Annotated in this window: 15 protein-coding genes; 10 read left to right on the top strand and 5 right to left on the bottom strand. The window is 55.4% G+C overall.

What is annotated here, in order from left to right; genetic code table 11:
* The first annotated feature begins 3 nt into the window (after window positions 1-3).
* From ACI48J_RS15530 to ACI48J_RS15520, 3 genes are all read left to right on the top strand, one after another.
* Window positions 4-4,893 (top strand): S-layer homology domain-containing protein, encoded by a 4,890-nt coding sequence (locus ACI48J_RS15530; RefSeq protein ID WP_405079122.1) that lies wholly within the window; start codon window positions 4-6, stop codon window positions 4,891-4,893.
* Window positions 4,894-5,648: 755 nt separating this feature from the next.
* Window positions 5,649-6,437 carry an aminoglycoside O-phosphotransferase APH(3')-IVa gene (gene aph(3')-IVa / locus ACI48J_RS15525; RefSeq protein ID WP_405079121.1) on the top strand — a complete coding sequence of 263 codons (789 nt, stop codon included), beginning with the start codon at window positions 5,649-5,651 and terminating at the stop codon, window positions 6,435-6,437.
* A gap of 22 nt (window positions 6,438-6,459) precedes the next feature.
* Window positions 6,460-7,053 carry a DUF6886 family protein gene (locus tag ACI48J_RS15520; RefSeq protein WP_405079119.1) on the top strand — a complete coding sequence of 198 codons (594 nt, stop codon included), beginning with the start codon at window positions 6,460-6,462 and terminating at the stop codon, window positions 7,051-7,053.
* 14 nt (window positions 7,054-7,067) lie between these two features.
* Here ACI48J_RS15520 and ACI48J_RS15515 read toward each other — a convergent pair whose 3' ends face one another.
* The 3 genes from ACI48J_RS15515 to ACI48J_RS15505 are packed head-to-tail and all read right to left on the bottom strand — an operon-like array spanning window position 7,068 to window position 10,779.
* Complete coding sequence (locus ACI48J_RS15515; RefSeq protein WP_405079117.1) at window positions 7,068-8,204, bottom strand: Ger(x)C family spore germination protein; 1,137 nt, start codon at window positions 8,202-8,204, stop codon at window positions 7,068-7,070.
* Window positions 8,201-9,685, bottom strand: coding sequence for a spore germination protein (locus tag ACI48J_RS15510; RefSeq protein WP_405079116.1), 1,485 nt, complete (start codon window positions 9,683-9,685; stop codon window positions 8,201-8,203). Before ACI48J_RS15510 ends, ACI48J_RS15515 begins: the two co-directional genes overlap by 4 nt.
* The gene (locus tag ACI48J_RS15505) at window positions 9,685-10,779 is read right to left on the bottom strand and encodes an endospore germination permease (protein ID WP_405079115.1); all 1,095 of its coding nucleotides are present in this window, start codon (window positions 10,777-10,779) and stop codon (window positions 9,685-9,687) included. The genes ACI48J_RS15510 and ACI48J_RS15505 overlap by 1 nt, the downstream gene beginning before the upstream one ends.
* A gap of 358 nt (window positions 10,780-11,137) precedes the next feature.
* On the opposite strand from ACI48J_RS15505, the gene ACI48J_RS15500 reads away from it, so the two are divergent.
* Window positions 11,138-11,536 (top strand): GNAT family N-acetyltransferase, encoded by a 399-nt coding sequence (locus tag ACI48J_RS15500; RefSeq protein WP_326055381.1) that lies wholly within the window; start codon window positions 11,138-11,140, stop codon window positions 11,534-11,536.
* 61 nt (window positions 11,537-11,597) lie between these two features.
* Window positions 11,598-11,924: an antibiotic biosynthesis monooxygenase gene (locus tag ACI48J_RS15495; protein ID WP_042227914.1), complete on the top strand. Its 327-nt coding sequence runs from the start codon at window positions 11,598-11,600 to the stop codon at window positions 11,922-11,924.
* Window positions 11,925-12,305: 381 nt separating this feature from the next.
* On the opposite strand, the gene ACI48J_RS15490 is transcribed toward ACI48J_RS15495, so the two are convergent.
* Window positions 12,306-12,848: a DUF1697 domain-containing protein gene (locus ACI48J_RS15490; RefSeq protein WP_405079113.1), complete on the bottom strand. Its 543-nt coding sequence runs from the start codon at window positions 12,846-12,848 to the stop codon at window positions 12,306-12,308.
* Between the two features lie 230 nt (window positions 12,849-13,078).
* Here ACI48J_RS15490 and ACI48J_RS15485 point away from each other — a divergent pair, with 230 nt between their 5' ends.
* Entirely contained in the window at window positions 13,079-13,468 is a 390-nt protein-coding gene (locus ACI48J_RS15485; protein ID WP_405079112.1) for a hypothetical protein, read from the top strand.
* Window positions 13,469-13,600: 132 nt separating this feature from the next.
* Here the strand turns inward: ACI48J_RS15485 and ACI48J_RS15480 are convergent, their stop codons facing one another.
* Window positions 13,601-16,105: a helix-turn-helix domain-containing protein gene (locus ACI48J_RS15480; RefSeq protein WP_405079111.1), complete on the bottom strand. Its 2,505-nt coding sequence runs from the start codon at window positions 16,103-16,105 to the stop codon at window positions 13,601-13,603.
* A gap of 190 nt (window positions 16,106-16,295) precedes the next feature.
* Here ACI48J_RS15480 and ACI48J_RS15475 point away from each other — a divergent pair, with 190 nt between their 5' ends.
* The 4 genes from ACI48J_RS15475 to ACI48J_RS15460 all read left to right on the top strand — a co-directional run bounded on the left by ACI48J_RS15475 (window position 16,296) and on the right by ACI48J_RS15460 (window position 21,337).
* Window positions 16,296-17,279 carry an ABC transporter permease gene (locus ACI48J_RS15475; protein WP_405079110.1) on the top strand — a complete coding sequence of 328 codons (984 nt, stop codon included), beginning with the start codon at window positions 16,296-16,298 and terminating at the stop codon, window positions 17,277-17,279.
* Between the two features lie 16 nt (window positions 17,280-17,295).
* The gene (locus ACI48J_RS15470; RefSeq protein ID WP_405079109.1) at window positions 17,296-18,183 is read left to right on the top strand and encodes a carbohydrate ABC transporter permease; all 888 of its coding nucleotides are present in this window, start codon (window positions 17,296-17,298) and stop codon (window positions 18,181-18,183) included.
* 88 nt (window positions 18,184-18,271) lie between these two features.
* Window positions 18,272-19,903: an ABC transporter substrate-binding protein gene (locus tag ACI48J_RS15465; protein ID WP_405079107.1), complete on the top strand. Its 1,632-nt coding sequence runs from the start codon at window positions 18,272-18,274 to the stop codon at window positions 19,901-19,903.
* Between the two features lie 588 nt (window positions 19,904-20,491).
* Window positions 20,492-21,337 (top strand): STM4015 family protein, encoded by an 846-nt coding sequence (locus ACI48J_RS15460; protein ID WP_326055669.1) that lies wholly within the window; start codon window positions 20,492-20,494, stop codon window positions 21,335-21,337.
* Window positions 21,338-21,348: the final 11 nt, after the last annotated feature.

The raw sequence follows: 21,348 nt of genomic DNA, 5'->3' as shown, positions 1-21,348 counted from the left end.
GCCATGAAAAGCTTGCTGCGCAAGTGGAATGGGATGATGATTATCGCTTTGGTGATTTCTTTGCTTACTCCCGCATGGGGAAAAGCCTCGGCTCAAAGCCTGGGGCAAGAGAGCGGGGGAGTTCAGCCCCAAGCCGCCGGTGTGACGGACGACGTGTACGTCCTGTCGCGGGACGGTACGTTCCGGCTTCCGGTCGGGCACATCAACGTCAATGTCGATGCCCCGCCCCAGAAGACGAACTATGTGGCCTTGTTTACGAGCGGAGCCCAGGTGACGAATTCGCAGGAGACCGATAAAGTATTCGTCAAGAAGACGAACACGGCAATTGCCGTGGATAAGCACGATCAGGTGATCCGCGTCATCGGGCCGACGGCTGTACCGCCTACGGGCTCCACGTGGGAGGAGAACCAGAACCTGCCCATACCGGAGGGCGGATACGTACTTCTCGCCAACGATTCCTCCTGGGGTACGTCCGTAACCCGGAAACCGCTTTTCGAGCATTACAAAACCGGAGACACCGTGTCTTTACATAAAGGAGGACAAGTTGTGCACGCAGGTGATTTTCTGAACCCGGACCCGGGCCTGAATCTCGTGACGGCATCCGGCACAACGGTTACATCGCCTGATTTTACGGTATCGGGACAGGTGGTCCGTTACGGCAGCGGACAGGGAATCTCCTTGACCGTGAACGGGACGGAAGCCGCGCTAAAGGCGGACGGAGCTTTCCAGAGTGCGGTCGGGCTGACTGCGGGGACGAACGCCATATCCGTCAAGCTGCTGAAAGACGGCCGGGAGATCGTTTCGTCCACAGTAACGGTTACGTATAACGACGCACAGCAGCCGGCTGACCTGATTGAAGTCGAGGCGGCGCCGATCGACATTACGATCAGCATCGAAGGACCGCGCCACGCGATCGGCTACGTGGACCAGGATATCGCCGGAATCGACGACACCGTGGCGCTCTTCACGAACGATTGGGGACCGCAGATTACCGTTCCCCAGTTTAACGTTGCGGTGCAGGTGGATGCGGGGAGCAAAGTGACGAAGGTCGTCAACCCATCCATAGACGGCAAAACGCCGGCCTGGACCGGTCCCACGGACCTGGAAATACCGCCCGGAGGCTATGTGCTGGTCGCGCAGGATACGAGCTACGCCGGCAAAAACATCAAGAAATATTTGGCGACGTATTTCAAAGTCGGAGATGCGATCAAACTCCGGAAGAACGGCTTCGCGGTCCCGGTCAAGGATCTGATGGGAACGGGAGGGCCGATTGCCCGGCTGACGCTCGACAATTACGCGATGTATACGGAGACGAAGCCGTCCACCGAGCTTTCCGGAACGATTACGAATATGGACGATCCTTCCAAAATCGCGTTAACGGTGAACGGAACCCCGCTTCCGTTCGGTCCGGACGGAAAGTTCAAGACTTCGTACACGCTTGCCGAAGGCATCAATTACCTCGATCTTGTCGTTACGAAAGAAGGCAAGGAGCAGGACTCCAAAGATCTCGTGGTATACAGCCGTCCGGGCTTTTCGACCGGGAAGAAGGTGATCCTGTGGGTCGATCAGGCCGCGAACGCAAGGAAGTTCCAAACCGGCGACAATGTGGCGAATTTTTTGCGGACTGCGAAAGAGAACGGCGTGACTTCCGTTGTTTTTGACGTAAAAGGAGTGGAGGGGTACGTTTCGTACAAGAAAAGCACGCTGACCGGCCGTCCGTACGTAAGCGCCATTAAAGCGCCTGAAAAAGCGGGCTCCAATCCGGACCTCGATCTGCTCCAGGAATTTATCCGTTACAGCCGGGAGCTTGGGCTTGACATCCACGTCTCATTCAATATTTTCGCGGAAGGGTCCATAGCCAGCAACGAATTCGCTCTGCTGGACAGCCATCTCGACTGGGAAGAGCGTGTGTACAACGCGGCGGACAACGGGCAGATCAAACGCCTCCGCGAGTCGGCCAAGCAGGGCGCCGTCGCTTTCGTGAACCCGTCCAACGACGAAGTGCGCGACTTCCAGCTGAAAACGATCGAGGAAGTGCTGCAAAATTACGACGTGGACGGCGTTGTACTGGACCGTGCCCGGTATGACAACGAAAGCGCGGATTTCAGCGATTTGACGAAAGCCAAGTTCGAATCGTTCCTCGGCGCGCGCGGCAAACAGCTTCAAAACTGGCCGGACGACGTATTCACGTACGCGGGTAACGTGCGCAAAGACGGTCCGCTTATCCGGGACTGGTGGGAATTCCGGTCGAAAACGATCAAAAGCTTTACTTCCGAAGTAAGACAGCTGACCGACCGGGTTAAAGCGCAAAAAGGCAAAAAAATCGAAGTATCCGCCTATGTGGGCTCCTGGTTCGAATCGTATTACCTGAACGGGGTACACTGGGGCAGCACGGAATTCCGCTACGACGAGCGCCTGCGGATGAAAGACGAGTCCATATACACGCCGGGTTACTATGAAAGCGGTTACGTCAAAAATCTCGATTTCATTATGATCGGCGCCTATCAGACGACCGCTCCCGAAATCGAGCATTACATTACACTCGGCAATATCGTAACGAACGGGGAAGTGCCGCTCTATGCCGGCATCGCCCTCACGAATGTGCAGGAACCGGCTCTGCAGCGGGACGTTTTCCAGGCGGGTCTGGTAAATACGCACGGGCTTATGCTTTTCGACGCGTCTCAGGTGAACTGGCCGGTAGCCGGCGCGGCCCTGCGCAACCTCGTTTACGTGAGAGACTATCAGCTCGGCATTTCCCTTCCGGACTCGCCCGATTCGTTCCTAGAGGGAAGCTACTACAACACCAATCTGATCGAAAATAATATCGGCGTGCTCACGGATACCTTCGGCTATTCGACCGGCAACAGCCGTTTCGGCGTGGAGGCGGTCGTGGACGGCTCCGGAAAGGTGACGTCCGTGCCGAACAAAACCCAGGCCATGACGTGGAACTGGGGCAAGCCGGACGAAACCAACAGCGTCATCCCGAAAGGCGGCTTCGTCGTCTCGACGCTTGACGCTTCCGGGATCCGCACCAAGCGGCAGCTCGTCGCGAATGCTTACGAGACCGGTGACTCCGTAAGAGCGGCGGCTCTCAGCGGCTTCCTTGCGTACGAAGGACTCAGAACCTCCGCCGACAGTGTGACCTTCCGGGGGAAGGTGGACGTACTGGGGCCGGGTAAGGCCTCCGTTACCGTAAACGGGCAGGAAGCGGCGCTTCGGGAAGACGGCACGTTCCAAGCGGATACCGTCATCCGTTCGGGGGCGAATCCGGTCGTCATCATCGTCCGGGTGGACGGCTTCAAGACGAACGAGAAGACCGTCACGATCATCGGGGACGAAGCAGCGGTAAAAGCATTGAAACTGGACCGCGGCACCTACAGCATGAACAAGGGCGAGAGTCTCCGGCTGGCTGTCACCGCGGAATACAGCAGTTCCAGCACGGACGTGACGGGACAGGCGGCTTATGCTTCCCTCGACCCGGCCGTTGTCTCCGTGGATGCTACCGGGCGGATCACCGCTTTGCGGGAAGGGAGCGGCACCGTTCAGGCGACCTATGAGGGCCATACCGTTACGGCCCGGGTGAGCGTTACCTCCGGGAGCACCGGAGGCGGATCGGACACGGGCTCCGGCACAGGCTCCGGTTCCGGGGGCGGCTCTGCCGGAGGAGGCGGAACCGCCCCGTCCGGACCGGAGCGCACGTCGGTGACGGAGACGACAGGTTCCGACGGGCGGAACTTGACGCTCGTTTCGGCGGATGCCGGTGTAATGGAGGCGGAAATCGCGGCGCTGCAAGGAAAGGCGGCCCCCGTCCTTTCCTACGAGATCCCCGGCGAAGAGCCGGCGGGAATCGTATCGCTGCCGGGAACGGCGCTCCGCAAAGCGGTTGCCGGTTCGCCGGGCGCGATTCTTAGCGTAACCTCGCACCTCGGCGCAATCGAGCTTCCGGCCGGCCTTCTGGAAGCGGATCTTCCCGCGGACGGCAGCTTCGATCTGCTTGTGCAGATCGGGCGGACGGCAGCGGACGAGACCGCGGACCTTGCCGCCCGGGCGGCGAAAGAAGGCATGCAGGTACACGGCATGCCGGTTGCTTTCCGTGTTTCGCTGAAAACCGGAGGCGAAACAAAGGACATCGGCGGCTTCGGAAGCTACGTCCGAAGAACCGTAAACTTGCCGGGAGCGGTCGACCCTGACCGCGCCACGGCGGTGGAGCTGGACCCGGCCGCCGGAGTGTTCCGCTTCGTGCCGTCCCGCTTCGAATCGTCCGGGGGCGCGCAGCGGGCCGTTATCCGTGACAGAAGCGGGGGGACCTACGCGGTGGTCGCCTCCGAGGTCAGCTTCCCCGACCTTGCGTCCCATTGGTCGCGCAAGGATGTCGAGCTGCTGGCCGCGAAGCGCATCGTCGACGGCATGGGCGCCGGCGGCTTCTCGCCGGACGAAGCGCTGACGCGGGCGCAGTTCGCGGCTCTGCTGACGCGGGCCCTCGCGCTCGATCCGGCGCCGGCCGCGGCGGACTTCACCGACATCCCCGGTGACGCGTGGTATGCCGGCGCCGTCGGCGCGGCCGTTCAGGCCCGGCTCGCGGACGGTTTCGAAACCGGGGAGTTCCGACCCGGAGAGGCGCTGACACGCGAACAGATGAGCGTGATGCTCATGCGCGCCGTGAAGCTGGCCGGTATCCGGACGGAGGAGAACTCCGCTGCCGGTGCGCTGGCGCTCTTCGCGGACAGGGGCGAAATCTCCGGCTGGGCGGCCGCCGCCGTCTCGCAGGCGGTGGAAGCCGGCCTGCTGGACGGACGCGGGGACGGACGCTTCGCGCCCGGCGGCACGGCTACCCGTGCGGAAGGCGCGGCCGTGCTGAAACGGCTGCTGCAGACAGCCGGTTTCGTGAACTAGGCGCATCTGCGCATTCACGGCTCCGCGGCACGCGCGCCGGTTTAAACCCGGAAAGGCGCATACCACTCAGGTATGCGCCTTTTCGATATTCAGCCGGTCGCGAATTTCGTCCGGTTTGCGCCGCTTTTTTACGAAGATTTGCTTAGAACGCGCCGGAGACCCGATTTCCTTCTCCAATGATCCAAAAGGCCGTCTCGGCGGCTATTCGGGTTCCATCATTTGCTTCCGGAATTAGAATTTGATTATAACTTTGCGATAGGCCGATGGCGGTGAGCAGTGCACAAGAAGCAGAATGACTACCGTATTCGGGTAACGGCATCCTCTTTCGCTTTCTTCATGACAACTGTCCGGAACGTGGCAACGATGAGGCAGACTGCGGAGTACAGCAGCAGGGAGACTACTTTCGAAAGGATGGATTTCTTAGTATAGAGACAGGAGCAGCCGTCCTAATATAAAGATTTCTAAATCTGTGCTCTGGAAGATCGGCCTTAAAAAGGAATTTTGTTCCTAACGGCGAATAACAGTAATTTCCGTTTAAAGGCGGGCCTTTTTAAAAGCGGAGAGGATTCTACTGTATGGTTCTTTACTTGGTAATGTTCGGTGGGTCGGCTATGAATGTACAAGATTTTTTTGCAAATCTGCCGGAGCTTTACACGGAATGAACGTTACTGAGGAAATTAGGGCCGGAGGACGAATCGGGCCTTGCAGGAGGATCAAGATCCGTACTAAGCCGAATTTTAAGGAGGAACTGACAAATGAACGAAAGTACGCGTAATTGGCCGGAGGAACTTCTTGAGCTTCTCGGGCAGACGGAACTAACCGTGAACAAAATCGGATATTCCGGAGATCACGTCTATCACGTGAAAGAGTACAGGGGCACCCCCGCATTTCTGAAAATCGCCCCCAGTGTCTGGTGGAGAACGCTCCGGCCCGAAATTGAAGCGCTCGCTTGGCTGGACGGGAAGCTCCCGGTCCCCAAAATTTTGTACACGGCCGAACACGGCGGGATGGACTACTTGCTGATGGAGGCGCTAGGCGGAAAAGACGGCTCCCACGAAACCATCCAGGCGAAGCCGGAGCTGTTTGTGAAGCTGTACGCGGAAGGGCTCCGAAGCGTGCATGGCCTCGATATCCGCGAATGTCCGCTGTCGAACGGGCTGGAGAAGAAGCTCCGGGATGCGAAAAGAATAGTCGATGAGAGCCTGGTGGACCCGGCCGATATAAAAGAGGAGTACGATTGCACGCCGGAGGAATTGTACGGGCTGCTGCTTGAGAGTAAGCCGGTAACCGAAGATCTGGTTTTTGCGCACGGAGATTACTGTGCTCCGAATCTGATTATCGACGGTGAGAAGCTGTCGGGATTTATCGATCTCGGACGTGCGGGCGTGGCGGACCGTTATCAGGACATCGGCCTGGCGATCCGCAGCCTCCGGCACGACTACGGCGACGACCGTTACAAAGCGCTCTTCCTGGAACTTTACGGGCTGGACGGGCTTGACGAGGACAAGGTCCGGTATTACATCCGGCTGGATGAATTTTTTTGACGAAACGGAAGGAGACAGCCGGATGTTTAAAGAGCTGCAAACCATGGGAATAAAACCGCAGCGGATCGAATCGGATTCCGTTAAGAAAGGGGGACAAACCGTGCTCTATCATTTCAGCGAAGAACCCGGCATCAAGACGTTCGTCCCCCGGAAACCGCCCGGACGCGGCGGCTTGCCCCCTGTCGTCTGGGCGGTCGATAAAGCGCATGCGCATCTGTATTATTTCCCGCGGGATTGCCCGCGCATCGTCTACGCTGTTTCGGACGGAGTCTCCGACGCGGATAAGCGGCTGCTGTTCGGACCTGGCGACTCGGGTACCGTGATCGCGATAGAGAGCGCCTGGCTGGAGCGGCTGAGAGAAACGGCTCTGTACCGGTATACCTTCGATGAACGGGACTTCCGGCTGCTCGATGCGACAGCGGGCTACTATACGGCCGAGCGGCAGGTAACGCCCTTATCGGTCGAACGGGAGGGGGATCTGCTCGCCAAGCTGGCGGCCACGGGAGCCGAACTTCGGATCGTGCCGAACCTTCACCCTTTGCGTGAGGCGCTTCTGGCTTCGTCCGTTTCGCTTTTTTCCGTCATTCGTTTCCGCAATGCACAGCCTCTTCGGTAGAACCCGGCAGCAGGCTATTTTTTTTCTTTGTATTTGCCTGCATGAGTGATGTCCACCTTCACGTCGACCTTCTCGATGGAATCCGGGTCCAACGGAAATTCTTTTCCTTTAAAATGCGTTTTCCATACGTCGGGGTACTTGCGGTACAGCGTTTCGCTCAGCTTCAGGACATCGACCCGCTTGTCGACCCCTTTATGGAAAGAGGCGAGAATTTCTTTTTTGATTTCCTTTTGAGCCGCGGCTTCGATTTCCGGTTCCGTCACCTGTTCCCGGAGTTCATCGATGAACGCATCGATTTCCAATAGAATGGAAAATCGGACTTGATCGTTTACGAGACGGGCTCGAACCGTATATTTGGGATTTTCCAAAATCAGAGCGGCCATAGGATGATCTTTCGGAGCGTCCAAAGGGGTCCGCTCCAGCTTCGTTTGGAGCCAGCGGGCTCCTTTCAGGTCTTCCTGGGACAGCCAGGCCGCATATTTATAGTCGTTGAAAAAATAAGCGCCGTTTATTTCGTATAACGAAACCTTCGACTGGTCCTCTTCCCAAACGACGGAATTGGCCGTGAGAGACGGAAGCATGGTCGAATTGCCGGACTCGTTCAAATCGGCTATGAATTTATACCCGTATACGGGCAGGATCAGCGATTTTTGCGAATAGTACTGCTCGGGCCGGGTCAATAAGGACTCTACCGGCGAAAAATTGAGTAGAGACGTTTGGGACAGGAGTTTATCCAAGGGCTTGTTTGTGCCGTAGAACAAAATGTTGTAGCGGATCTCGCGGTACCGGTTAAGCATGTCGTAGACGTCCGGAAGCCCCTTTCTCATCAAAGCTTCGCTTACGACGACGGCTTTGACATGCCCCCAGAACAGACGCAGCTGCGAAGTGGAGTAAATGGACGTAAGCGATTCGGAGAGGGTTTTCCCCTCCCCGCGGCCGACCCAGATCGGAATACGCGTGCCGATCTGGTTGTTTTCGCTTTTGGCAATATTGGAGAAGTTCAGGACCTGGACATACGTGATATATTTTCCGTTCGCGTAATCGATGCCCAAGGCCGCCGCATAAGCCATCGTCTGGATATCTTTGGAGTTCCAGCAGCCGGTCAGCAGCAGAAGGATGCCCAACCAGGCGCCGTTTTTGACGAAATTCACGGGTTATCCTCCTTCTGGTGGTTCTTGTCCTGCGTATGCAGAATATCGGGTCTGCGCGTCATCTTGGACCAGGGAAGGCGCATAAAAGCCGGGACCCATTCGCTGTAGTCCGGCGGCGAGAACGGGGCCAGGTAGGGCACCCCGAACGATCTCAGCCTGGACAAATAAACCGTCACCAGGATGATTCCCATAATGAGCCCGAACATGCCGAGGATACAGGAGAGGAAGAACAGGAAAAACCTCAGCAGACTGACGGCCGAGCTTAAGTTCTGGTTGACCAGGGTGGCGTTGCTTACGGCCGTAATGGCGCCGACCACGACAACGGAGGGCGAGACGAGCCCTGCCCGGATGGCGGCGTCGCCGATAATGAGGCCGCCCACTACGGTCAGAACCTGACCGATGGCGCTGGGCAGACGAATCCCCGCTTCGCGGAACACTTCCAGCAGGATAAGCAGGATGAGAAGCTCGAACTGCCCGGAGAACGGCAGGCCCAGACGGGCGATCGTGATGGTGGCGAGCAGCCTGAAAGGAATCTGGTCCTGATGAAAGGCGGCCAGCGAAACCCAGAAGCCCGGCAGCAGTACGCACAGGAAAATACTGAGAATCCGGACCAGGCGCGAAAACGACGTGTAGAAGAAATTCGTATGCAGATCTTCCGGCGATTTAAGCTGCATAGCCATGGTGGAAGGCGCAATCAGTACCATCGGGTTGCCGTCGACTATAATGACGAAGCGGCCGTTAAGAAGGGCGCTGACGGCGAAATCCGATCTTCCCGTATAATCCATCAGGGGCATCAGGGAGTATTTCTGATCCGTGATCAGCTCCTCGATCTGAGAAATGCTGAAGATGCCGTCCACGTCTATGGATTTGAGCCGGCTGCGCGCTTCCATCAGCAGTTCGGGCGAAAGGATGTCCGAGATGTACATCAGGGCCACTTTGGTCCTCGTCCTTCTCCCGATCACGAATCGCTCGCAGCAGAGCGTGTGGCTGCGGATTCTTTTGCGGATTAAAGCGGTGTTAACCGACAGGTTCTCCACGAATCCGTCCCTCGGCCCTTTGATGGATAGCTCCGTATTGGATTCCTCCGGCTTCCGCTCCGGCAAACTGCTGATATTCATAAAGAACGCCGAGCGAAGGCCGGGAAAAACAAGCAGCAGCTTCCCTTCAAACAAGCCTTCCGAGATCGTCTCGGCCGTAATGGGGCCGCTAAAGGGAATAAGCGGCAGACAAGAGCCGAGGACGGTCCCGACCGTACGGAAGCCCTGATCTTTGTCAAAGGCCATCTCAAGCCCGGGCAAGACCATCTCTCCGATCAGCTGGCTGTTGCTGGTTCCCTCGCTATACAGCAGAAGGACTTCCGCTGCGCCCGGGCCTTCTTGCCCGAAATTGTGGGTGAGCAGAACGACATCTTCACTCAGATTGAACAATTGCTTGAGCTGTCCGGCTGTCCATATTTCGGCATTGCCGTTGTTTTGCGCCATTAGGAAGCCCCCTCCTTGCCCGGTTTAGCCGCTACGGATACGATCGTCCATACGATTGTCGAGCCCAGTATCGCGATAAGCGACAGCGGAAAGTAGTAACGCTGCATAAACTCATACAGATTTTGCTGAGTAATCGGCATCAGAGTCACAATCAGGTAACTTAGGCCCATGCAGACGATAAACCGGTTCCGGTATTTCACCCGGGTAAAGGGAAGCAGATCCCCCAGCAGAAACAAAGATAAGCTGATTCTGACCGTCGTCCCCGCCAGCCATTGAAAAACGGAGAAGAAATCGACATGCTCGATCGTATCGCCCACTTTGACGAGGCGCCACTGCTCATAGGGCGATTCCGCCTGCTTTGCGGCCTCCTCGGGCCCGAATTCGGTGATGGCGCCGACGATAGGGCCCAGCATCATGTGAATGAACATCAAAGCCAGGATGAGAAGCTGCCAGCTTTTGATTTTCGCTTTCAAATGCTGCTGCAGGGCCAGGACGAGAACGAATTCAATAACACCGCTGCCCGCATAGACCAGCCCGTCCATAACCGGTTTCATCCCGTACTCCATTAAAGGAAAGAGCCGGTCGAATTCTTTGTTGGGCATGTTGGCTGACATAACAAAGTAACCCAGCACGATGACGAACGGCAGGAGAACACCCGCGCTGATCGCAATGGTCCGTAGGCCCGATACAGCACAATACGTGCATACCGCGGCCAGAGTGAGGTTCAACGCAAAGGGCGGAGTGCCCGGCAGGTAATTCGTGACCGTCCATATGCTCGTATGCAGCAGCGTCGTCATTCCGATCAGGTAGATGACCGCGTAAAGCGGGAAAATCAGTATCCAAGAGACGGCCGGATGCGTCCGCGCGGCCAGCCAAGGCTGGAGCTTCTGCTGCCCCGACCTTCTCATGAAAAAAACAAGAAGAAGGCACCATGGGAGAAGTAAAAAGGCGGCAAACAAGGGAACGAGCCACGCATCCCTGCCGGAAGCATCCAAAATGATGGGATTGAGAATGACGTGATTCAAGAGGCCGTTAACGAGAAGAAACATCATAGCGAACTGCAAGAACGATATTTTGCCCCCTGATTGTGCCATAGGACCACCTTCTTTCCCGTATAAGTAGCGGGTGATTTTACAACCCCTTCCATATAGTTTGTCGAAAGCCGGAAATCTATGTCTTCTCTGGATATGTTTTATCAAAAGAACGGAAAATGAGGAGCTGAGCGGCAATCGCCGACAAAATTAAACGACCTCTTCCTCTATTTGGGAAAGACCGTTTTAAAAAGTTCATGCAATTTACAGGACGGGGGCTTAAAGTTGCGGGATGTTTTTTTCTTTTCAATTCAATAAATCGAATTTAACTTTTCATTCTTGAAAATTCTCGTTTGTCTCCTTGTTATAGTTCTCCTAAATTCATGATTGGCCTAATTTATCGGGCAAAGGAGCTGTTAAAATGATTCGCGAAGTAAAGATCAATTTGCAGATACAGGATTTTGAAGTTCCCGATCTGCGGGAGAGTGTGGGCTGGGACAGGCGGAGCAGCGATTACCCGGCTCTTTTCGATCGCTGCAATTTCTGGGCGGGTGTGCGAAGCGAAGCGGACGGGCTGATCGCCTTCGGCTATGTGGCGGGCACGGGACTTCAGCACGGTTATATGGAAGACATCATTGTGCATCCCGGCTATCATGGCCAGGGAATCGGGAAGGCTCTGGTGTCGCGCTTGCTGGAAGAAGCGGCCCGGCGGGGACTTGAGATCGTCACCGTCACATTTGCCGAAGCGCACACCTCTTTTTACGAAAAAAGCGGGTTTAAGCCGTGTCCGGGGGGTCTGTGGAGAAGAGGATCGAATTGACAATGATAATCTTTATCAATTAAAATGAACGTATATTTCACAAATAAGGAAGTGTATCTTCATGTTCATTCAAACGAGATCCGTCGTAGTGGAAAAAGGAAATGCCGAGCAGGTTGTCGAGCGTTTCAGCAAAGAAGGCGCCATTGACAGCCGCGAAGGTCTTATCGACGTCAGTGTGATGGTTAACCGTTCGAAGAAAGAGAACGAGGAAGTGCTGATTCTGATCCGCTGGGAATCGGAAGAAGCCTGGAAGAATTGGGAGAAGAGCGAAGAGCATATCCAAGGTCACCGCCAGAACAGAGGACAGCCGAAGCCTGAGTATATCATCTCTACGAGCGTAAATTCCTATGAGCTGAAAAAGAGAAAGATCGGCAAAGCAGGCCAATAAATGCACCAAAATGCACCCCGGTACATATCTGTGCCGGACGAGAGCAGTGCCGCGGCAACCCGGATTCTGCCGAGCGCAGGGAGCTGCCGTTAACGCCGCGCCGCGGGACGGAACAAAGAAAGCCGCCGATTGGCGGCTTTTTTTCGTTATCGCGGACCAGATTTCCGCACCGCCCGAAGCGCCCGTTTACGATCCGGCGATCCGGCGATCCGGCTCAAGGAAGGCCGGATCAAGCTAAGAGGTTCGGCGCAAGACGTGGTGATGGCCTATGAGCTAAGCGCGCGGTGCCCGGCGTCACTTTGACGATAGTCAGCCGTCACGACCCGTCCCACCGGGAAGCGGGGCAGGAGGAGATAAGGCTGCCTTCGGATAAGTGACGGGCTAGAGGGTACGGGCTAACGCAAGCAGCTTGTTCATCGTATTCCAGTTGCGCGTCGTAGCGGGAGTTTTCAGCTTGTGCAGGCCGGCGGCCACCTTGGAATCGCGGATGCTCTGATGAAACAGGAAGTACACCTCGCGTCCGTTCACCCGGTATTCCTCCAGCGAAGGGTCCGCCGCGGGGATACGCCCCAAATCTTCCGGCTCCGGCCGGTCTCTCAGAAGCGTCACGTAGATGCTCTCGCCCTCTTTCAAATTTGCCGCGTCATAGGGACAGTCCCGTATAATCTGCTCCCATTCCTCCGCCGTTCGTAAAATAACGGATACCTGGAAGCCGAAGACGGCGGTGATTTCATCTTCAATCCGCTCTCGGAGCGCCTCTTCTGAATTTGCGAGGTCTGAACGGAACAGAACATTGCCGCTCTGAATGTACGTTTTGACCGAAAGAAACCCCATCGCTTCGAACATGTTCTTGAGTTCGGCCATTTTGATCAGCTTCTGGCCGCTAACGTTGATTCCCCTTAATAAGGAGAGGTACGTCTGCATGATTCAGCCCCGATTCTTTTTTTGCTCCAGTATAGCATGGACTAGGGTAAAGTGAGGAGGAAACGGATGCGGCACATAGTTATTGATCATCAAATCCGCGTATAGACGTTCCTTGCCGCTTATAATTTAGCAAATATTTATTTAATTTTATATATAAAGCGTTTACATTTAGTTAATAATTATTTAAAGTATTAGATGTATACATATATTCCAATTAATAGGAAGTTGCTATGAACAAGAAATTGGTTTCTGTCGTACTAACGGGTCTTTTGTCTCTTACGTTGGTGTCTTCTTCCTTCGCTTCTTCCAGCAGCACAATCGTTGCGGATAAGACAGGGGACAGGACAGGCTCCATCCCCGGAGCGAACCAATACGGCCGGGTCACACTGACCATCGATACGATCGTTTGGTACGATAACTATGTGTATGCGTACGTGTACGAGGCTTGTCCGGGCAAATCTCTAAACAATTTGGGCTCCGTGAAGGCCGAAGCGTATAACCGAGTCGGAACGAACAACTTTTGGATGAGCGCCGCATGTTCCTATTACGCGGAATACTACAAGTATAGTCCCGAAGGGGCTACCGTAAGCAGTCATTTGACCATCCAAAACAATCCGTAGGTTTATAAACGAGATCGGGAAAGCCGCAGCCCATGCGGCTTTTTTTGCTCTTTTCGGGAATAGTGTCGATTTCTTTGTTAGAGACTTGTCCCAGAGATTCCTTGGTCATCTTTCTTTACAGGTTGTCTCCGGTTACAGATCCCTAAACTCCCCGCCGATAACATATCTCTTCCTGTATTCGCCGGGCGGAAGCCCCGTTATCTTCTTGAACATGCGGTTGAAGGATGTGACGTTGCGGTAGCCGATTCTCACGCTGATCTCCTGCACGCTCAAACCGGTGCCGCCGAGCAGTTCCTTCGCCCTGCGGATGCGGATAGCGTTGAGCTGTTCGCTGAAGTTTACGCCCGTTTTCTCCTTGATATAGACGGACAAGTAGGCGGCCGACAAGTTCAGCTTATCCGCCAGCAGATCGAGCGAAATATCGTCGGCGAACTTGTTTTCCAGCTCGTTCATCACGAATTCGATGACGGAATCCCGCTCTTCCATGCCCGCCGCGATAATCCCGGCCGCCTCCTTGAAAAGCTGCGCGTAGAACCGCCTGAACTGGTCGGGCGTGCAGCAGCTTCTCAGCAGGCGCAGGTAGCGCTCCTGGAAGGAGAGGCCTCCCTCCGGGCCGCAAGCTCCGCCGCAGGCGCCGGCAGCCGCGGGTCCGGCTCCGTCGCTGCTGCCGCCGCTCTGCAGCATATTCCCCGGCAAACACCGGGGAATACTGCCTGCTGCCGCGCTTGCGCCCGGCGGCGTCTCCGCCGAACGATGCGCGTTCGCACCCGCTGCCGGGGATTCGGGGCCGGGACCGGCGCCCGAATCCGGCTCTGCCGCAGCGTCTGCGGCTGCGGCGGCGCGGCCGTACGGCTCGACGGCTCTCGCGGCGCGGAGCAGGATGCTCTCGGCGATTTGCCGGTACTGGGCGAGCCCCGCGTCTTTCTTCTGCATCTGCTCCAGGATGCGTTCGGTCAGCGACACGCAGTGGGCGAGATTTCCCGCCTGGATGTGCCGGAACAGCTCCTGCTCCTGGGCAGTGTTCAGCGCGTAGGGAGGCGAAACGCGGTGGCTGCGGATAATCTGGCACTCGTCCAGAGGCCGGGCCTGCAGCGCCATTTCCTGCGCCTGCCTGTAGGCGGCGTTGAACTGGCCCGAGCCTCTGTGAACCGGGCCGACGGCGAGCGTGACGAGAAAATAAGCTTTGTCCCGGTCCAGGATAGGTGTCAGCTTCTCCAGCGCTTCCCTGAGTTTTTCCGGCTCGTCTCCGCCTTTTACGAGTGTCAAAATCTGATTCGTGTCGATCTGGAACGTGTGCGAATGGGGAAGATGCTCGGTCATGACGACGTTGATATACTCCCGGATATAGTAGGCGATCCGGTCCGGCCGAGAGTGGCTTTCGGGAACGGTCCCCTCTTTGAAATGAAGCTGGGCCAGCACGAGACAGAACGGGTCGTCCATTTCCGCGATGTCCTGCCAGTCGTTAATATCAGATGTAATCGCTTTCAATTTATTGATATACCCGAAGCTGGTCAGAAGCGACTTTTTTCCGAGAAGCTCCTTCTGGACGGCTTCTTTTTCCTGCATCAGCTCGTGGAGGTTCTGATGGATCAGGTCGAATTCGCGGATCGCGCTCTTCGGCCGGACAAGGTCCCTGCTCGCAATGGAGCTGAGCATCTGCTCGACGGGCCGGTGAATTCTGCGGCTGAAGAACAGCGAGGCCGCAATGCCGAGCAGAAGGGCGGCGGCAAAAATAAGCAACAGCGTCAGGCTCGCGTTGCGCACTTTGGCCGTAATATTCGCGTACGGCAGCGCCGTGACATACGTAAGCCGGGTCAGCGGGTCTTTTTCGGCAAAAAAATACGTGTCGCCCGCTTTCATATACCCGGCTCCTTCCGGCCCGAAGGAGGGGATATCCCCGGCGCCGAAGGCGGATGAAGACCGGTACAGCAGGGAGCCGTCTTCCCGCAGGATCATAAACTCCCGGCTGTCTCCGGGTCCGTAGAACGCTTCCTGCAGAGCGCGGGCGTCCAGTAGGGCTACGATCTGATAATTGGAGCCGGGCATGCGGAAGGAGAACGGGATCAGCTCGACGTCCACCGACGAGTTTAAGGTCGTCACGTTGAAGGACGACTGCGGATGCAGCGCGTAGTTGCCGCTTCGCGCAAACTGTTCCTTCCAATAAGCAAGCGGATAGTCCGCGCTCCGGTAAAAGGATTCGAACAGCATCGGCGCGTTCACACTGCCTTCTTTCTCCACGATCAGCGAATGCGAATCGTAATACACCAGCAGGTTATTCAGATAAAACATCGGATTGTAAGCCTGGGCGCGGACCGCTTTCAGAACCTCCGACGCCTTCCAATATTCGATGTCCGGCTCCGCTTTCGTCAGCAGCTGGCGGTTGAACGCCACGACCGCTTCGTTCGAATAGAGATCGAACAGCATCGTTTTGATCCGTTCGAGATGGGTCTCGTACCGTTCGGCGGTATTTTTAAGCATCAGCCGGTTGTACTGGATAATTTCGTTTTGCATGCTTTTGTTAAAGAAATAGACGGACACTCCGTTAAAAACGGAAAACAGCAGCAGAATGCCGAGAAAGCTGAAAAATAGGATGTAGACCAGCGAATGCCGGTTAAGCAGGACCCGTTTCAAACGCATCAAGCTCCCTTTCCGTGTTGTCTTCTTATTTTATCCAAAGAACGCCGGGGGACAAATAAGCCTTTTTTTAGATTCTTATCTTTTTTTTATCCGGCGAATCCGGGGCCAAGGAGACAAAGAAGTGTATATACCCGGCGGCGGACCCGTTTGCTATGCTCCGGAAAGAATACATGAAAAGTGGGGTGGGCATTTGTCACAAGAAGCGTCATCGTCACAAACGGCGGCTCCGTCATCAGCCCCGGCCGCTTCGGCCGTCCGTAAACCGAAACGATTCGCGGTCTTTAAACGGGTCCGGAGAAATTGGGATCTGTATCTTCTCATCTTACCGGTTCTCGTCTTTTTCCTGGTCTTCGAGTATGTTCCCATGTACGGCGTACAAATTGCCTTTAAAAATTTTATCGCGACCAAAGGTATCTGGGGCAGTCCGTGGGTGGGCTTCAAACATTTCGAGCGGTTCTTCGAAAGCTATTATTTCTGGCGCCTGCTGACCAATACGCTGGGCATCGGACTCTATCAGCTCGTCGTCGGGTTTCCGGTTCCGATTATTCTGGCCCTGATGATCAATGAAGTCCGCTCCAAAAAGTTCAGCAAGTTCGTCCAGACGGTCACGTATGCGCCGCATTTTCTGTCGACGGTCGTTCTGGTGGGCATGGTGTTTATATTCCTCTCGCCGCAGACCGGGCTGCTGAATATGGTCGTGACGTGGTTCCGGGGGGAACCGGTTAACTTTCTGACCGATCCCGCCTGGTTCAAAAGCGTCTACGTCTTGTCCGGCGTCTGGCAGCAGATGGGCTGGAGTTCCATCATTTACTTGGCGGCCCTCACGGGGATCGATCCTCAGCTTCACGAGGCGGCAAGGGTCGACGGGGCAAGCCGCTGGCAGCGCATCCTGCATATCAATCTGCCGGGCATCATGCCGACGGTCACCATTTTGCTCATTCTGAATATGGGATCGCTGCTCGGCGTCGGGTTCGAGAAAGTTTATCTGATGCAGAACTCGCTGAACATGCAGGCGTCCGACGTCATTTCCACGCATGTGTACCAGAAAGGGATTATCGACGGTCAATACAGCTATTCGGCAGCGGTCGGCCTGTTTAATTCCGTCATCAATTTTATTCTGCTGCTAACGGTGAACCGGATCGCCCGCAAAGTCAGCAGCACCAGCTTGTGGTAGAAAGGAGGGCTGCCCGATGAATACCATTCAAAGCACCCGGGAAAAAGCGTTCGACTGGGTCGTGTACCTGCTGTTGTCTCTCGTTTCCCTGATTGTGCTGTATCCCCTTGTCTTCGTTCTGGTTGCCTCTTTCAGCAGCCCGGAAGCCGTCATGCGGGGAGAAGTGTGGCTGTGGCCCAAAGACATTACGTGGATGGGCTATACGAAGATTTTTCAGAATAACGAAATTCTGACGGGGTACCTGAACACGATCGTATATACGGTCGTCGGTACGGCGATCAATCTGATTCTGTCCGTAGCGGCCGCTTACCCGCTCTCGCGCAAAGATTTTGCCGGAAGGAACGCGATTTCCGCCCTCATGGTGTTTACGATGTTTTTCAGCGGGGGGATGGTTCCGACCTATCTGCTCGTCAAAAACCTGGGCATGCTCAACACGATGTGGGCGCTCATTATTCCGGGGGCCGTGTCCGTGTATAACATCATTATCATGCGCACCTTCTTCCAGAGCTCGATCCCCGGCGAAATGCAGGAAGCGGCTTCGATAGACGGCTGTTCAAATCTCGGCATTCTGTGGAAAATCGTACTGCCGCTTTCGATGCCGATCATCGCCGTTATGATCTTGTTTTACAGCGTGGGCCACTGGAATTCGTATTTCAGCGGACTGATGTATTTGACCGACCGCGACAAGTATCCGCTCCAGCTCTTCCTGCGCGAAATTCTCATCCAGGGGCAGATGCAGGAAATGCTCGGGGTCGGAGACGATTCACATGCCCGGAATGTGATGGAGGGCGAAGCGATCAAATACGCCGTCGTCATCGTGGCCAATCTGCCGGTGCTGATGCTGTACCCGTTTTTGCAGCGGTATTTTGTCAAAGGCGTCATGATCGGTTCCGTCAAAGGCTGATTCGCGGGACGAAAAGTTTTTCGGGTCCGCCGGGGCTGACACCCCGGCTGCCGATAGATACAATGGACTAAGGGAGGAAGAATTGCTGATGAGAAAAATGAGATGGACTGCCGTGACGTTAACCGTTGCCATGGCCGTAAGCGTACTGTCGGCATGCAGCGGAGGAAACGAAAGCGCGGGAAGCGCGGACGGCAAAGGCAGCAAGAAAGAAGTGGCGAATTTGAATCCGACGGGAATGCCCATCGCCAAGGAGCCGGTATCGCTCACCTTCTTCACGGGGAAGGCGGCGACGAACGGCAATAACTTCGAAGAAACGCTCGTTTGGAAAGAATACGCCAAAATGACGAACATGAATATCAAGTTCCAACTCGTACCGTTTGAAAATTTGACGGAAAAACGCAATCTCGCGCTGGCCGGCGGGGATTATCCCGACGCCTTCTATTCGGCCCGCGTTCCTTCCTCCGACCTGATGAAATACGGGGCGCAGGGAACGTTCGTCAAGCTGAACGACCTCATCGACCAGTACGCTCCGAACTTTAAGAAACTGATGGAGAAGTACCCGGATTTGAAGAAGGGCCTGACCATGCCGGACGGCAACATTTATTCGTTCCCTTCTTTCTACAGCCCGGATTTTCTTCCGATGCTGATCGGGACCCCGCTCTGGGTCAAGCAGGATTGGCTGGATAAGCTGGGCATGAAAGAGCCGGCCACCACGGAGGAATTCTACCAGTATTTGAAAAAGATCAAAGAAACCGACCTGAACGAAAACGGACAGGCGGATGAAATTCCATATGCGGGAGAGGGAATCAACCCGCTGATTGAGCAGCTGCGCGGGGCGTGGGGCTTCGGAAACCGCGGTCTCGGCCACAAATTCGTCGATGTGGACCCGAAAACGAAGGACCTGCGGTTTTTCCGGACGGACCCGGGCTACAAAGAAGTGATCGAGTACATGCGCAAGCTGTACACCGAAGGCTTGATCGATAAAGAAATCTTTACGATCAAGACGGCGGCGCTGTTCGCCAAAGGGCAGAAGGGCGTGTTCGGCGCCACCATCAATCCGAATCCGAAAACCCAGATGAACCAGACCGGCTACTTCGGACTCGGCGCTTTGAAAGGCCCTCACGGCGACCAGCTCTACTCGCACGTCAAGGTGCCGGCCGTCTGGCCCGGCGCGTTCGTCATTACGGACAAGAACAAGAATCCCGAGGCGACCGTGCGGTGGATCGACCATTTTTACGGCGATGAAGGCGCGACGTTCTATTTCATGGGAATCGAAGGCCAGACTTATAAGAAAACGGCGGACGGCAAGCTCGAATTCGTCGAGGAAATCACGAAAAATCCGAACGGCCTGACGATGGACCAGGCTTTGGCCAAATACATCACGTGGCTCGGAGGCAGCTACCCGGGATACGTGCAGCAGAAATATTTCAAAGGGTCGGAGACGCTGCCGGAATCCGTGGAAACGGGCAAGAAAGCGGAGCCTCACGCCGTGAAGGAGCTGTGGAACAGCTTCAACTTCACCGAAGAAGAGACCGAATTCCGCTCCACGGTGGGCAAGGACATGGAAACGTATATCGGCGAAATGGAAGCGAAATTCATCACCGGCTCCCAGCCGATGTCCGAGTGGGAAAAATACGTGGCGACCGTGCAAAAGATGGGCGTGGACGAATATATGAAGATTTACAAGCAGTCTTACGAGCGGTATAAAAACAGCAAGTAAGAGCTTACGGCATGCGGGAGAAGGACATGGCGTCTTTCTCACGGAAGCGGATCGGCCTCGTGGTCCCAAGCTTTTTTGAATACCGTTTCGCCGCAAATCGTGGTCATGAGCCAGACCTATTTTCAGAGTCCGGACTTGAAGGAGCGGCCGGAAGAAAAACGCAAACGTGTATTCCGCCGGGGTTAACGGGAATATTCCGCTTATACCCGACGGTACCGGCATCGAGGTTCTGACGGAAAAAGACGGGCTGACGCCAAAAAAAAGCAAACCGTAATCTTCCCGGTTCTCCGGAAAGCCTCTGCCTGGCGGATTGATTTCCGTCTGTGAACCTGGCAGTTCATTCGAGCGCCGTGCACTTCGCACGGCGTTTTTTTACGAATATTATCCGCAAAAAAAGGCGGATTCCATCCTCTTAAACCCGCCATCCGGCGCACTTTCCATACGAAACAGACCCTCCCGTACGGAAGCCGAAAGAAGGCGGGCAGCGGGTCCGGTTGTCCGGAAATGTTTGCAAGTCTTTTTTAGAATCGTTTATAGTTAGGATTATATCGTACATAGAAGGAAAAAGTTTACATGGGAGGGACCGTTATGTCCGAGGTTAAACTAACGATCGATTACGACCAGTACGAAGCCGGCAAGAAAATGAAAGATTTGCTCGAGGAGCTAGCGGACAGCCCGCAAAGCGGGGAGCTGACAAGCCTCATTATCGGGGATTGGGGCGGTGCTTACGAGAACGATTCCGAAGAAACCGTCGAGACGCTTGTCGCTCTGAAGGACCGGTTTCCGAAACTGACGAGTCTGTTTATCGGAGACATGAGCTTCGAGGAATGCGAAGTGTCCTGGATTATGCAGTCCAACCTGGCCCCGCTGCTGGAGGCTTATCCCGCTCTCCGGTCGTTTACGATCAAAGGAAGCACGGGACTGGATCTGAACCCGGCTCGTCACGAAAACCTGGAGGAGCTGACCATTATTTGCGGCGGCCTGGGCAAGGACGTGATCCGTCAAATTTACGACGGTTCTTTTCCGCGTCTCAAAAAGCTGGAGCTTTATCTCGGCGTGGACGAATACGGATTTGACGGCAGCCTGGAAGATGTACTCAAGCTCACGGAGCCCGGCAAATTCCCCGAACTGACTTATCTCGGTCTGAAAAACAGCGAAATTCAGGACGAGCTGGCAATCGCACTGGCGGATGCCCCGATTCTGGACGGGCTGCATACCCTCGACATGTCGGACGGAACGCTGTCCGATACGGGGGCGGAAGCGCTGCTGAACAGCGAGAGAGTAAAAAAGCTGAAGTACCTGGACTTAAGCCATCACTATATGTCCGATGAAATGGTAAACCGCTGGAAATCGTCCGGCCTTAACGTGAACACGGAAGATCAGCAGGATATGGACGAAGACGACGATTACCGGTATCCGTCGCTCACGGAATAACGGCCGTGCCG

The organism is Paenibacillus chitinolyticus, assembly GCF_045038035.1.
GTDB lineage: Bacteria > Bacillota > Bacilli > Paenibacillales > NBRC-103111 > Paenibacillus_F > Paenibacillus_F chitinolyticus_A.
This window is presented reverse-complemented; position numbering and strand designations above follow the sequence as displayed.